The organism is Ruminiclostridium cellobioparum DSM 1351 = ATCC 15832, assembly GCF_000621505.1.
Lineage (GTDB): Bacteria > Bacillota > Clostridia > Acetivibrionales > DSM-1351 > Ruminiclostridium > Ruminiclostridium cellobioparum.
Genome location: NZ_JHYD01000044.1, coordinates 14,219 through 28,749, shown reverse-complemented (window position 1 = coordinate 28,749; position 14,531 = coordinate 14,219). Strand labels below are relative to the sequence as shown.

The following is a 14,531-nucleotide window of genomic DNA, read 5'->3' as shown; positions in this document are numbered from 1 at the left end:
CAGCGTCTTCAAGCGCTGGCCGGTAACAAGCCCTTATAGGGCTAACACAAGCCACCCGTTTTACAGGTGGTTATGACTGTAATGAATTTTTGCATTGTGTAATGTGATTAATGTTAAGTGAAACAGGTAAATCAGACTAGTTTTCGCAATATTCAAAGAATTATTGTTGTAAATAGAAAAACTCAGCTCTATAACTCTCTGAGCAATGGAAGTAACTATTTTAGATATTGGAGAAATGGTAACCTCAAAGTTAACCATAATGAAGTTACATATGTAACGATTTGCATCGATATATCGCCAGATTAAAGGTATCAACAAATTTCATGGACGAGTTAAGGGGCAGCTTTTGTTTTACAAACAAATGTTATATTTTTCGATGTTTTTTTCTACCAAAGTTCGACCAAATTTACATAATTCTACATGATATAATGCTAAATGATGGAAGTTTTGGTATTGTAATGAGAATAAAATTAAACAAAAAAGAGGAGGTAATAATTAAGTTAAGAATTTAACCTATCGAAATTGTTTCAACATTAAGATGCACAAAAAATTATTTTTGGAGGTAATCTATGAATAAGAGGTTCGCAGTTAGAAAAAATGTTTTTATACTTGTTTTTCTTGGTGTTTTGACTCTTTGCATGTTTAGTAAGATTGGAACGATAGAAGCTTTTGCGTTCTCCGGGTCAGGAGCTGGAACTTCAGCAAGTCCGTATGAGATAACAACAAGAGCACAATTAGAAGAAGTTAAGAATAATTTGTCGGCTTATTATAAACTTACTACAAATATAGACTTACAGAACGCCGAATGGACACCAATAGGAACTCAGAAGACACCTTTTATAGGAAATTTTGATGGAAACGATTACACTATAAATAACTTAACGATTAATAAAGGAACAGCGGATTATATCGGGTTTTTTGGATATATAAATAATGCAACAATTAAGAATGTAAAGTTAAATAATGTAAGTGTTACTGGGAAGAATAACGTAGGAGCACTAGTAGGGTTTGCAACGGGAAAAACAAACCTTCAAAATAATTGTTTTGTGGTGTATCAGCTGTAGGAGGATTATTAGGCCGCACTGACACAGGTACTGTTGATGGATGTAGTTCAACTGTTGATGTAAATGTAACAACTAGTTCAGGAGGAGGTTTAGTCGGGTACGGGAAAATCGTTAAAAAAAGTTATGCGACAGGGAATGTTACTGGAGGAAATAGTTGCGGTGGATTGATGGGGACTTTAGTAGACTCTTCAAATATAACAGAGTGTTATGCAACGGGGAATATAATTGGAGTCCAGAACCTTGGTGGATTAGTCGGGCATGGATATAACTCAAGTGTTAGTAATAGTTTTGCACTTGGAAATGTAGCTACCACGAATACTAGTTCAACAGGTAGTGCTTGGTGTGGAGGGTTAGTTGGGTATACAAATACCGTAAAGGTTAAAAACTGCTATTTCGCAGGAGTGGTCACAGGTATAGGAAATTCTATAGGTGGATTGGTTGGTAATAATAATAATTTAACAATAACTAGCTGTTACTATGATGGCTTTAAATCAAAATTTTTACCTAAAACTTCATATGATATTTGTTTGCTAACTTCAGGAATGAAAACAAAAGCGAATTATGATGGGTGGGATTTTACAAATATATGGAATCTGGATGAGGGTAAATCATATCCATATCTCAAAGATGTTAGCAGACCATCTGGTGTAGACGAAGGATTTCCAGCAGATGATGTGGCAGCTGGAGTAGGTACTCCAACTGATCCATATATAATATGTACAGTAGATCAATTAAATAATGTAAAGTTTGGGTTATTAGGATATTACAAGTTATCTGAAAATATTGACATTCAAAATAGTGAATGGCAAGCTATTGGAAGTAAGGAGGCACCATTTACTGGAGTATTCGATGGAAGTGGGTATACAATTAGTAATTTACAAATTAGTAAAGGAACAGAGGATTATATAGGACTGTTTGGAAATATAAATAATGCAACAATTAAAAATGTAAAATTAAATAATGTAAGCGTTACTGGGAAGAATAACGTAGGAGCACTAGTAGGGTTTGCAACGGGAAAAACAAACCTTCAAAATAATTATGTAAGTGGAAATGGAACTGTAACAGGTGTATCAGCTGTAGGAGGATTATTAGGCCGCACTGACACAGGTACTGTTGATGGATGTAGTTCAACTGTTGATGTAAATGTAACAACTAGCTCAGGAGGAGGTTTAGTCGGGTACGGGAAAATCGTTAAAAAAAGTTATGCGACAGGGAATGTTACTGGAGGAAATAGTTGCGGTGGATTGATGGGGACTTTAGTAGACTCTTCAAATATAACAGAGTGTTATGCAACGGGGAATATAATTGGAGTCCAGAACCTTGGTGGATTAATCGGGCATGGATATAACTCAAGTGTTAGTAATAGTTTTGCACTTGGAAATGTAGCCACCACGAATACTAGTTCAACAGGTAGTGCTAGGTGTGGAGGGTTACTTGGGTATACAAATACCATAAAGGTTAAAAATTGCTATTCAGCAGGAGTGGTCACAGGTATAGGAAATTCTATAGGTGGATTGGTTGGTGATAATAATTATTCGATTAATTTAACAATAACTAGTTGTTATTTTGATATGAATACCGCTGGTTTTACAACCCCTACTACCCAAGCAAGAACAACAGATGAATTGATGCACCAGTCCACATATGTTAACTGGGACTTTACAAATATCTGGCACATAATTGAAGGCGAGACTTATGCATACCTAAGAGACTTACCTAATCCGCATCATTACAAAGATGCTCAAGCTCCAACTACACCGCAAAATTTGAATGTTTTATCAAAAACGATAAATTCAATTACCATATTATGGGACCCTTCCACAGATAATATTGGCGTAGCGGGATATAAAATTTTCAGAGATGGCCAGGAAATAGGTACTTCAACTACAAATCAGTATACTGATACAGGTTTAAAAGATGGTACAACATATATCTATACTGTAAAATCATTTGACTATATGGGAAATATATCTCTGCCAAGCAACGAAGTAACAGCTACTACTGAACTTAATGTCCCGTTGCAATTAACAATCGATTTGCCTGAACGAATCCGTGTAAACAATCTTTTAAATTTATCTACAAATCCTGTTGGAGTCGGAACAGTTATATGGACAATGCAAAAAGATGGTATCGTTGTTGATATAAAGACCGTAGCAACTGCAAATCTTGACAAAAATGGTGGTAGTATCACATTTAAGGCTGTTGGAAATTATACCTTAATTGCCAATGTAACTGATTCATCAGGAAATACATATAGCTTTTCAGATACTATCCATGTATATAGTAACAATCCACCAACAACCCCTATAATAACAATGAATCCAAATACCAGCAGTGTAGCACCGGGAACACTTGTTATGATAGATGCACTTTCAACAGATCCAGATGGTGATACTATTACATATGTATGGGTAGGAAGACCTGCACAACAATCAGTATATCCTGTTGGAAAAAACACTATTAAAGTTAAGGCTGTAGATTCATCCGGAGCAGAGTCAGCATGGGCTGCAATAGAGTTTTTCGTTGCAGATGAAACACATGGCGGTGGTGTGGTACTAACTGGACCTGAATCAACAATTATTGAGGAAGGAATTGAAGGAGCCACAATAATTGAGTATACATTTACAGTACCTTCTGTAGAGGGCCATTCAGGTGATGATTATGGGCGAGTAAAGGGATTTAATAAAATTACCGGAGAATGGGAGCAGATTGATTTACAATATACAGCAAACGGTATTATAATGCATAGTGATCTGCCAGTAGGAAAGTATACAAAATTAGAGTTTTACTATTATACGAGCCATGATTGCATGTATAATAAATCAAACATTACATATTCAGTTAAATACAGTTTTGAAAATGGAGTGTTAGATTTTTCAGCCCCAAAAGATTTTTCGTACACTGTAAAAGCAGATAAATCATCAGAGCATGGATTGGAAGAAGACGCATCATCAAGTGTTAAAATAGATACACAAGCACCATCAAACCCTCAGAATCTAACCAATTTCGAAGTATCAACTACAACATCCTCAGCTATAGTGTTATGTTGGGATAGTTCAACAGATAATGTAAAAGTTGAAGGTTATTATATATATAGAAATGGAAAAGAAATCGGGACATCAATAACTACTAATTTTACGGATATTGATGTTATTGCAGGAACAACATATATATACACAATAAAGGCGTATGATGCTGCTGAAAATGTATCTGATGAAAGTGCAGCACTAAGTGTTATAACAAGTGAAGTAAAAAATATTCAAGTACCAATAGTGCAGGAAAGGCAAACATCAAAGCAGCAAATTTGACTAAAACCAGCTTTGAGTGGTAGAACAGCATTAAATTAAAGAATTTTAATTAGTAGTATATTAATAAATACTTTTAAAACAGCTCCATGGTAAGTTTGTGGAGCTGTTTGCTTTTATGTAAAAAATAGGTGATTTTTTAAAATAGCTGTGCTATACTTAAAAAGGATAGTTTTCAATCTGTATTCCTTTAAAGGAAATCAATAATCTCATAATTTGCATAGATATAAATTTTAATCTTTTATATCCAGATCACTAATTAAAAACAGTTTATTATCTGTAATGTTTACACAAGTATATTAAAATTGTGAGTCAATTCTGTTCCAAACATAATCATACTGTATGATGGATATTTTATATCAAAATGCAGTTATCTGGTTGATCCGGCATATATCAAAATTAATAAAATTTAATATGGAAAGGAAATTTTTATGGTTTCAAAAATCAACAGTTGCGCACTTACAGGAATTGACGGCTGCATAGTGGAGGTTGAAACTGACATCAGCAACGGAATTCCCAGCTTTGATATTGTGGGCCTGGGAGATACCGCTGTCAGGGAATCCCGGGAAAGGGTCAGAGCTGCCGTCAAAAACAGCGGTATTGACTTTCCTGTCAGGCGCATAACAATCAATCTTGCCCCTGCCAATCTCCGCAAGGAGGGCTCGTTTTATGACGTGGCAGTGGCAGTGGGCATTCTGGCTGCATCGGAAATAATTCCGTCAACAGAGCTGGGCTCCTATATGTTTCTGGGAGAATTATCACTTGACGGCCGGATTAAGGCTGTACAGGGCATATTATCCATGGCTTGCTGTGCGAGATCCAACGGGATAAAAAATGTATTCGTGCCTGACGCAAATGCTGACGAGGCAGCCGTCTTAAAGGATATAAACATAATTCCCGTAAAAAGTCTTCTGGAAATCGTCAGGCACCTCAACGGACAGGAAGTCATTCCGGCCTATACAGTAGACATCAACAGCATATTTTCACAGAGTATTTCCGACTCCATGGATTTCAGCGATGTGAAAGGGCAGGCAAGTGTTAAGCGGGCGATGGAGATTGCGGCCTGCGGGGCACATAACCTGCTGATGGCGGGCACTCCCGGCAGCGGAAAAACCATGCTGGCAAAAAGACTTCCCACCATCCTGCCCCGGATGACTTTCGACGAGGCTCTGGAATTGACCAAAATATACAGTGTATCAGGCCTTCTTCCCCACAAATCCTCACTCATTTCGGCCAGACCCTTCAGAAATCCCCACCACACAATTTCAGACATTTCATTGGTAGGAGGAGGGAAACCAATAAAGCCTGGTGAAATAAGCCTGGCTCACTACGGTGTTCTCTTCCTGGATGAATTTCCCGAGTTCGGCCCGGAGGCTGCCGAAGTCCTCAGGCAGCCTCTGGAGGACGGAGAAATATGTATTTCCAGGGCAAACAACAGTATTACCTATCCTGCCAGAACAATGCTGGTTTGCGCGGCAAACCCCTGCAAATGCGGTTTCTATTTAGATCCCTCCAGGAAGTGCAGCTGTACTCCTAAAATGCTTCAACGGTATCTTGGAAGGTTCAGCCGTCCTATAATGGACAGGATCGATATACATACCGAAGTACGGCCTGTAAGGTACGATGATCTGGAAAAGGCCGGTGAGGAGGAACCTTCGGCCGTGATCAGGGAACGGGTCAATAAGGCGAGAAATGTACAGCTGGAGAGGTACCGGGGTCTTGGCATCTTTTCAAACTCCGAATTATCCCCTGCCCTTATAAGAAAATACTGTGAGCTTGACCGGGTGACCTCAAAATTGCTGAGGAGGGCGTTTGAAAAGCTGGGCCTGAGTGCCAGGGCACATGACAGAATCCTGAAGGTTGCACGGACTATTGCAGACATGGAAGGAGCTGATGCAATAAAATCCTGGCATGTTGCAGAGGCAATACAGTACAGGAGCTTTGACAGGCTGGTTTCGAAATATTAATACAAAAAACAATAGAGGAGAGTGCAATGAGAGACATTGATTATTGGATATGGTTCTCATCCTTGTCGGGCCTGGGCCCTGTCAAAGCCCGACAGCTGCTGGAGGCTTACAGGGAGCCCAAAATAATTTTTTACCTTACAGTGCAGGAACTTAGAGCATATAAACAGCTTTCACCGAAAAATATAGAAGAGATTCTGAATAAGGAAAAAAGGGAAAGGGTAAATTCAGTAAACGATTTAATGCTTAAAAATGATATTAAAATGGCTACCATCTTTGACAGCAATTACCCCGAAAAGCTGAAACATATTTATGATCCTCCTGTTGCCCTGTATTACCGGGGAAAGCTCAGACTGTCTGAATTTTCAATAGCAGTGGTCGGGTCGAGAAGGACAACAAATTACGGCGCTTCGGCAGCCAAAAAGCTATCCTATGAGCTTGCCATGAGAGGTGTTCAGATAGTGAGCGGTCTGGCAAGAGGAATCGACAGCATTGCCCATGAGGGCTGTCTGGACGCAGGCGGGAGGACAGCGGCAGTTTTGGGCTGCGGACTTGACTACATTTACCCGCCCGAGAATTTCCGGCTCTATGAAAACATATTAAATTCGGGCGGACTGATACTCTCCGAGTACCCTCCCGGGACCCCTCCGCTCCAGCACAACTTCCCGGCCAGGAACAGAATAATCAGCGGAATATCCTCCGGCGTTCTCATAGTGGAAGCCGCCGGCAGGAGCGGCTCACTGATAACCGCCGGCTATGCGCTTGAGCAGGGAAGGGAAGTATTCGCCGTTCCGGGAAATATTGACTGCTCCTACAGCAAGGGCACAAACCGGCTGATACGGGACGGTGCAAAAATGGTACTGGGAGTGGAGGATATACTGGAGGAGTTTGACTATAGGGAGGATGTAAAAATAAATGAACCTTCAGGGCAAACTTCCGGAACAGGCATAAATACCGGACTGAAGACCTATATGGGTTTGAGTACAGAAGAAATACATGTTGTAAAAATAATTCAAAAAGGTATCCGCCACATTGATGAGATAATTGAAAGGAGCAATATTTCCGTAAAGGAGATAAACAATATTCTTTTCATGCTTGAAATGAAGGGTGTCATTACCCAGCAGCCGGGGAAAATTTTTGAAATGTACCTCTAGCGGCCTGTAACATCTAAAAATCACATATTGCCGACGGTTAAATTCCCGCAGAATTTCGTTGCCGCCCTTGCCAGTACATACAGTATTGCCTTCGTCCTCCGCCTTATGCTGCAAAAACTTTCCTCACCGGCCAATATACGCTTCAGATGTTACAGACCACCGGGCATATATAAATATCAGCCTGATGTCATAATTTTATTTAATATGTGCATAATTTGATTAAGTGATGAAAGAATAATTCCAGAATTAAGTATGTGGTATAAAAATTATAAAAATATTCATAAATAATTACAGAATTTACTATTTTATCAGTACAAAACCTCAATGTAAGGTTGACAGATTTAAAAAAGCAGTTTAAATTAGTATTTGTCTGATAAAAATTGTAATATCAAAAAGCACATGAATTAACACGGAGGAATAAAATGGCTGATAACCTGGTTATTGTGGAGTCTCCCGGAAAAGTTAAATCGATCGGCAAGTTTTTGGGAAAAGGCTATAAGGTGGAAGCATCGGTTGGTCATGTAAGGGATTTGCCTAAAAGTCAAATTGGAGTAGATATAGAAAACAACTTTGAGCCCAAATACATCACCATAAGAGGCAAGGGTGATGTTATATCCAAGCTTAAGAAGGAAGCAAAGGCTGCAAAAAAAGTTTATCTGGCTACTGACCCTGACCGTGAGGGTGAGGCGATTTCCTGGCATTTGGCTAATCTTTTGAATATAGATGATGGTCAGAAATGCAGGGTATCCTTTAATGAGATAACTCAGAATGCTGTTAAAAGTGCAATAAAGCAGCCCAGAAAAATTGATATGGATCTTGTTGATGCACAGCAGGCCAGAAGAGTTCTTGACAGAATTGTCGGGTATAAGATAAGCCCCTTGCTTTGGAAAAAGGTAAAGAAGGGTTTGAGTGCCGGCAGGGTTCAATCTGTTGCAACAAAAATGATTTGCGACAGAGAGGAAGAAATTGATAATTTTGTTTCCCAGGAGTATTGGACCATTATATCCAGGCTTGCCAAACCCAAAGTAAGTCCGAACTTCGAAGCAAGGTTTTACGGTACTGAAAATGAAAGACTTGAGCTCAGCAATGAGGAACAGGTCAATTCAATTTTAAAAGAAATAGAAAAAAGCCAATACATTGTTAAAAAAGTAAAGGAACAGGAAAAAAAGCGCGCGGCAGCGGCTCCGTTCATAACAAGTACAATGCAGCAGGAAGCCTCCAGAAAGCTTGGCTTTACGACCAAGAGGACAATGATGGTGGCCCAGCAGCTGTACGAAGGCGTTGAAATCAAAGGACATGGTTCGGTTGGTCTCATAACCTATATGAGAACCGACTCCACCAGAATATCTGCCGAGGCACAAAGTGAAGCCAGGGAATATATCAGTAAGAAATACGGGCAGGCTTATATTCCTCAGACTCCCAAGGTATATAAAAACAAATCGGCTTCACAGGATGCCCATGAAGCTATCCGTCCTACCTATATAGACATGGCACCCGATGATATAAAGGACTCGCTGAGCGCTGAACAATACAAGCTGTATAAGCTGATCTGGAGCAGATTTATAGCAAGCCAGATGTCCTCTGCGGTTTATGACACCGTAAGTGCCGATATATCGGCAGGCAGGTACATCTTTAAGGCAAACGGTTCCAAAGTTAAATTCCCGGGCTTCATGGTACTTTATATTGAAGGCAGGGATACCGAAGGCAGCAGTGACGAAGAGCGCGACGAGGAGGAGAACAACAATCTGCCTGAATTGGTGCAGGGAGATGTTCTGGAGCTTAAGAAAAATACTCCCAAGCAACATTTTACACAGCCGCCTGCCAGATATACCGAGGCAACCCTGGTAAGATCACTTGAAGAAAGAGGCATAGGCAGGCCGAGTACTTACGCTCCCACTATAACTACTATTCTGTCCAGAGGTTATGTGATAAAGGAAAAGAAATTCCTGCTGCCCACAGAGCTTGGAAAAATAGTGAACGATATAATGAAAAAGCATTTTGTGGATATTGTAGATGCGGAATTTACAGCCCAGATGGAAAATGAACTGGATGCTGTGGAAGACGGAGAAAAGCCATGGAAGGACGTAATGAAGGATTTCTATTCCTCATTTGCAGGAGTGCTGAAACAGGCCGAGGAATCCATCGGTGACGTTGAAGTACCTGAAGAAATTTCAGATGTAATATGTGATAAATGCGGCAGAAACATGGTTGTTAAGCATGGCAGATTCGGAAAATTCCTGGCCTGTCCCGGATTCCCGGAGTGCCGGAACACAAAGGCTATTGTTGAAGAAGCCGGAGTATTGTGTCCTCTCTGTCAGGGAAAAGTATTATACAAAAAGACAAAAAAGGGCAGGAAGTACATCGGCTGCGAAAGGAATCCCGAATGCTCGTTTATGAGCTGGGATATGCCAAGCAACGAAACCTGCAGTGTATGCGGCAGCTTTATGCTGAAAAAGTCTTCTGGCAGGAAGAACGAACTTAAATGCAGCAATGAAAAATGTCCAAGCAACAGTGAAGATACTGCAAAAAAGACCAAATAGGTTCAGTCCAAAAGGATAACTAAATGATATAATAAAACCGGAAGTGCATAAAAGCCTTTCGGTTTATTTAGTGTATGGGAATATTAACTTTATTTAATAATGGTTTTAACATAAGGCTAATTTATTTATAACATGTATATTTTATAATATTGATAGTACATTATTTGAATAAGTAATGTATCATACGGAGGGTATATGAACAAAACAGTCAATGTGATAGGAGCGGGTCTGGCAGGCTGTGAAGCTGCTTATCAGCTGGCAAAGCGGGGGATACCTGTTAAGCTCTATGAAATGAAGCCCCAAAAATATTCTCCTGCCCACCATTCCCCGAATTTTGCGGAATTGGTATGCAGCAACTCGCTCCGGTCGGATCAGCTTGAAAATGCGGTTGGTCTGTTAAAGGAAGAATTAAGAACCATGGACTCGTTAATATTGAAGGCTGCCGATGCTACAAGAGTACCTGCAGGAGGAGCTCTTGCCGTGGACCGTGAGGGTTTTGCAGAATATATTACAAAAGCGATAAGGGAAATGGACAATATCGAGATCATTTTCGGGGAGCAGACAGGTATCCCGGATGATAACATCACCATAATTGCGACGGGGCCGCTGACCTCCGAGGGAATGTTCAATTCCATACGGGAAATGCTGGGAGAGGATTACCTGCACTTTTTTGATGCCGCTGCACCGATTGTTTCATATGATTCAATAAATATGGACAGGGCTTTTAAAGCTGCAAGGTATGGACGCGGATCAGAGGACTATATAAACTGTCCCATGAACCGGGAAGAGTATGAAACCTTCTACAACGCCTTAGTGAGTGCAGAGCTTGCCCATATAAAGGAATTTGAAAAAAACATGGTATTCGAAGGCTGCATGCCCATAGAAAGTATGGCCCAAAGGGGACCTGATACCATGCGCTTCGGCCCGCTGAAGCCGGTTGGGCTCATGGACACCAGGACAAACATAAGGCCGTATGCTGTTGTTCAATTGAGACAGGATAACAAAAACGGAACTCTATATAATATTGTAGGTTTTCAAACCCATTTAAAATGGCCCGAACAAAAAAGGGTATTCAGTCTTATTCCAGGCCTTGAGAAGGCAGAATTCGTCAGATATGGCGTTATGCACAGAAATACTTATATAAATTCACCAAAGCTTCTTGATAATACCTATAATCTGAAAAAGAACAATTCCGTATATTTTGCAGGCCAGATTACAGGGGTGGAGGGATATATTGAATCCACATCCTCGGGTTTTTTGGCAGGAATAAATGCGGCTGCCCGGATATTGGACAAGGAGAGGGTGGAATTTCCAGCCAATACGGCAATCGGTGCGTTAAGTAATTATATATCCGATCCGAGCATTAAAAATTTCCAGCCAATGAATGTAAATTTTGGTTTATTTAGTAATATAAGCTCGGATATTCGCGATAAAAGGAAAAGAAATGCAGAAAATGCTGTCAAATCACTGAGTATTTTATCCCATATATATGCAAATGTTAAAAATTGGGTTGAGTAATTAGTCCTATATTAAGTCACATTCTATCTATATTTATTGTCTTTTTAAAATTAATATGCTAGAATTTATCTAATAATATTCGATTATGTAATATTTTTGTGGGGGTGCTTTTGAGTTGATACAAAATTTATACGGTAAAAGTAGTGTTTTGGAAAAATCGCTGAATGCAGCTTGGGCCAGAAATGATGTTATATCGCAAAATTTGGCGAATGTTGACACTCCTGAATATAAACGTAAGGATATTGCTTTTGAAGAATTTCTTAACGATTCAATGGGAAAGACCAGTCTGGAAGGCAATCTTACCGATAAAAGACATATTCCGATAAACAGCGGCAATGTTGAAAAAATTGAGCCGGCGCTGGTTGAGGATAATTCCGATTCCAGTATGAGGATTGATGGAAACAATGTTGATATAGACAGTGAGATGGCTAATCTGGCTAAAAATCAGATTAAATACAATGCCCTTATTCAAATGATCAATGGCAGTTACAGCAGGATAAAGAGTGTTATTTCAGAAGGGAGAAGTTAAAAATGGGTTTTTTTACTTCGCTTGATATCGGCGCTTCGGGCCTGACAGCCCAGAGACTCAGAATGGACACAATATCTCAGAATATTGCAAACATCAATACTACAAGAACAAAGGATGGTTCACCCTATAGAAGAAGAGAAGTCATATTTGAGGAGCGTACAGGAGAAGATTCTTTTTCCTCAATACTCTCCAATGCCGGCAGCAATCTGACCGATGGACAGGGCGTACGTGTCAGCAAGATAATTGAAGACCCTACCGATTTTAAAAAGGTGTATGATCCCGGTCATCCCGATGCAGATAAAGATGGTTATGTAAGCATGCCGAATGTTGATATAGTCACAGAAATGGTAAATATGATTTCAGCTACACGTTCCTATGAAGCTAATGTTACTTCAATAAATGCAACTAAATCCATGGCACTGAAAGCTCTGGAAATTGGTAAATAATTCGGAGGATACATATGTCAGTTAACAGTATTTCGGAAGTTAAGCAATTAATCCCTGATAGCGTAGGGCTGAGCAATATAAATGAGGAGAGCAAAGCTTCCGGTATAAGCTTTGGTGAATATCTGAACTCCGCCCTTATGAAAGTAACCGATCTGGAGAACAATTCAGACCAGTTAAAAGAGGACTTTGCTCTCGGCAAAACGGATAATATTCCCGAAGTGCTCCTTGCCGGTGAAAAGGCCAGTGTTGCATTGCAGTTTACAATGCAGATCAGGAATAAAATACTTGATGCTTATTCAGAAATAATGAGAATGCAAATTTAGTTTACTTAATGTTTATTCAATATGTTATTGGGCATCAGAGCCAGTACAAAAGACAAAATAACTATAAATCGAGGTGGTAGATTTGCCAGAATTTTTATCTCGAATATTAAAGCCGATTCAGGAATTTTGGAAAGGCTTAGATAAGTCACAAAAAATCAGAATCTATATCACATCAGGAATAGTCGTTGTTGCGGTTGGATTAGGACTGTTCTTACTTACAAGACCGTCTTATACAACTGTCATAAACAATGCCGAACCTGCTGATGTCGCGGAAATGCAAAAAATTCTGACTGAAAAAGGTATATCTTACAAGCTGACAGACGATAAATCCGGAATAATAGTTAATATGAAAGATAGTGATACAGCTCACTTTGAATTGGTTTCAGCCGGATATCCCAAAAATGGTCTTACTTTTGCCGATGCTTTGAGCAGTATAAAAATCAACACTACTGAAAGTGACAAAAAGCATATATGGCAGCAGCTTGATGAATCCGATATTGCCAGACAGTTAAAGCTTTTTCAAAATGTTAAAGACGCAAGTGTTACAATCACAAAACCTGAAAAAACGCTTTTTATTGATGATACAGACACTAAAAACGTCAAAGCCTCTGTAGTAATTACGAAAATTGGTGACATAACACCTAAACAGGCAGAAAGTATGGTGAAGGTTGTTGCCAGCAGTGTAGAAGGCCTTGATATTGAAAATGTCACTATTGTGGATCAGGATGGAAATCCTCTCAGTATAGAGCAGGATGAAACCGGCATGCAGAAAACATCAACACAGTATGACATGAAAAAGAAAGTAAAAAGCGATCTTGAAAAAAATCTTAGAGAAGTATTGAATGATCAGTTTGACAGTTTTGATGCAGCCAAGGTTGTAGTAAATCCTGTTCTGGATTTCGATACATTATCCCAATCGTCAAAAGAAATTTCAAATCCCGATGGAATGGAAACCGGCGCTATAGTCAGCAGGAAAGAGGTAAAGGAAGATCTGAAGAACGGTGATTCCGCCGATACTGCTGCAGGAGTCAATTCAAATCCCGGCACGACCCCTTCATATCCTATGGGTTCTTCTGATTCAAAATCATACAAAAAATCCGATACAACTGAAAACTGGGCATATAATGAGACTTCAAAGCAAATTGAGAAATCTCTGGGAGAGGTTATTCCGGAGAGGACAACTGCTGCTATTACGTTATTGTATGGAAGCCGCGTTCCCGATGATTCAAAGTTGACTGATGATTTGATCACCCAGGTAAAGGATCTGGCAAGTAAAGCGACTGGAATTCCGGTGGAAAATCTGGCAGTTACAAAGCTTAAGGTTGCAGCGCCTGTTCAGGAAACACCTACTATGGCAGAAACCATACAGGCTTTACTTTCTACATATGGATTACCGGCACTCCTGATACTGATGCTGATAGCGCTTGTAATTGTAGCCTTGCCAAGGAAAGCAAAGAAGCAGGAACTCGAACCTTTACTTGCAGGTGCAGAAGAAATAGTAATTCCGTCAAAATATAATGTGGAAGTTAAGCAGGAGCCTATTCCTGAGATTGATATAGAAGAAAGATCGGAAGTTAAGAAGCAGCTTGAGAAATTTGTCAAGCAAAAACCTGATGCGGTTGCTCAATTACTCCGCAATTGGTTAACTGATGATTATGAATAATTGAGTCTATTATTTGTGGGGTGGA

10 protein-coding genes are annotated in these 14,531 nt (G+C 39.7%); all 10 read left to right on the top strand.

Features of this window, described 5'->3' with window-relative positions; genetic code table 11:
* The first annotated feature begins 569 nt into the window (after positions 1-569).
* Positions 570-1,064, top strand: coding sequence for a M26 family metallopeptidase (locus tag T344_RS0116000; RefSeq protein ID WP_027629552.1), 495 nt, complete (start codon positions 570-572; stop codon positions 1,062-1,064).
* A gap of 167 nt (positions 1,065-1,231) precedes the next feature.
* Positions 1,232-4,372 carry a fibronectin type III domain-containing protein gene (locus T344_RS0115995; protein WP_027629551.1) on the top strand — a complete coding sequence of 1,047 codons (3,141 nt, stop codon included), beginning with the start codon at positions 1,232-1,234 and terminating at the stop codon, positions 4,370-4,372.
* A gap of 428 nt (positions 4,373-4,800) precedes the next feature.
* Positions 4,801-6,336, top strand: coding sequence for a YifB family Mg chelatase-like AAA ATPase (locus tag T344_RS0115990; RefSeq protein WP_027629550.1), 1,536 nt, complete (start codon positions 4,801-4,803; stop codon positions 6,334-6,336).
* A 26-nt stretch (positions 6,337-6,362) separates the two neighbouring features.
* Positions 6,363-7,487: a DNA-processing protein DprA gene (gene dprA, locus T344_RS0115985; protein ID WP_027629549.1), complete on the top strand. Its 1,125-nt coding sequence runs from the start codon at positions 6,363-6,365 to the stop codon at positions 7,485-7,487.
* A 422-nt stretch (positions 7,488-7,909) separates the two neighbouring features.
* The gene (topA, locus tag T344_RS0115980) at positions 7,910-10,027 is read left to right on the top strand and encodes a type I DNA topoisomerase (RefSeq protein WP_027629548.1); all 2,118 of its coding nucleotides are present in this window, start codon (positions 7,910-7,912) and stop codon (positions 10,025-10,027) included.
* A 195-nt stretch (positions 10,028-10,222) separates the two neighbouring features.
* Positions 10,223-11,545: a methylenetetrahydrofolate--tRNA-(uracil(54)-C(5))-methyltransferase (FADH(2)-oxidizing) TrmFO gene (gene trmFO / locus T344_RS0115975; protein WP_027629547.1), complete on the top strand. Its 1,323-nt coding sequence runs from the start codon at positions 10,223-10,225 to the stop codon at positions 11,543-11,545.
* Positions 11,546-11,660: 115 nt separating this feature from the next.
* Positions 11,661-12,074 (top strand): flagellar basal body rod protein FlgB, encoded by a 414-nt coding sequence (flgB, locus tag T344_RS0115970; RefSeq protein ID WP_004626917.1) that lies wholly within the window; start codon positions 11,661-11,663, stop codon positions 12,072-12,074.
* A gap of 2 nt (positions 12,075-12,076) precedes the next feature.
* Entirely contained in the window at positions 12,077-12,520 is a 444-nt protein-coding gene (gene flgC, locus T344_RS0115965) for a flagellar basal body rod protein FlgC (protein WP_027629546.1), read from the top strand.
* Positions 12,521-12,534: 14 nt separating this feature from the next.
* Entirely contained in the window at positions 12,535-12,843 is a 309-nt protein-coding gene (gene fliE, locus T344_RS0115960) for a flagellar hook-basal body complex protein FliE (protein WP_027629545.1), read from the top strand.
* Between the two features lie 82 nt (positions 12,844-12,925).
* Complete coding sequence (gene fliF / locus T344_RS0115955) at positions 12,926-14,506, top strand: flagellar basal-body MS-ring/collar protein FliF (RefSeq protein WP_027629544.1); 1,581 nt, start codon at positions 12,926-12,928, stop codon at positions 14,504-14,506.
* Positions 14,507-14,531: the final 25 nt, after the last annotated feature.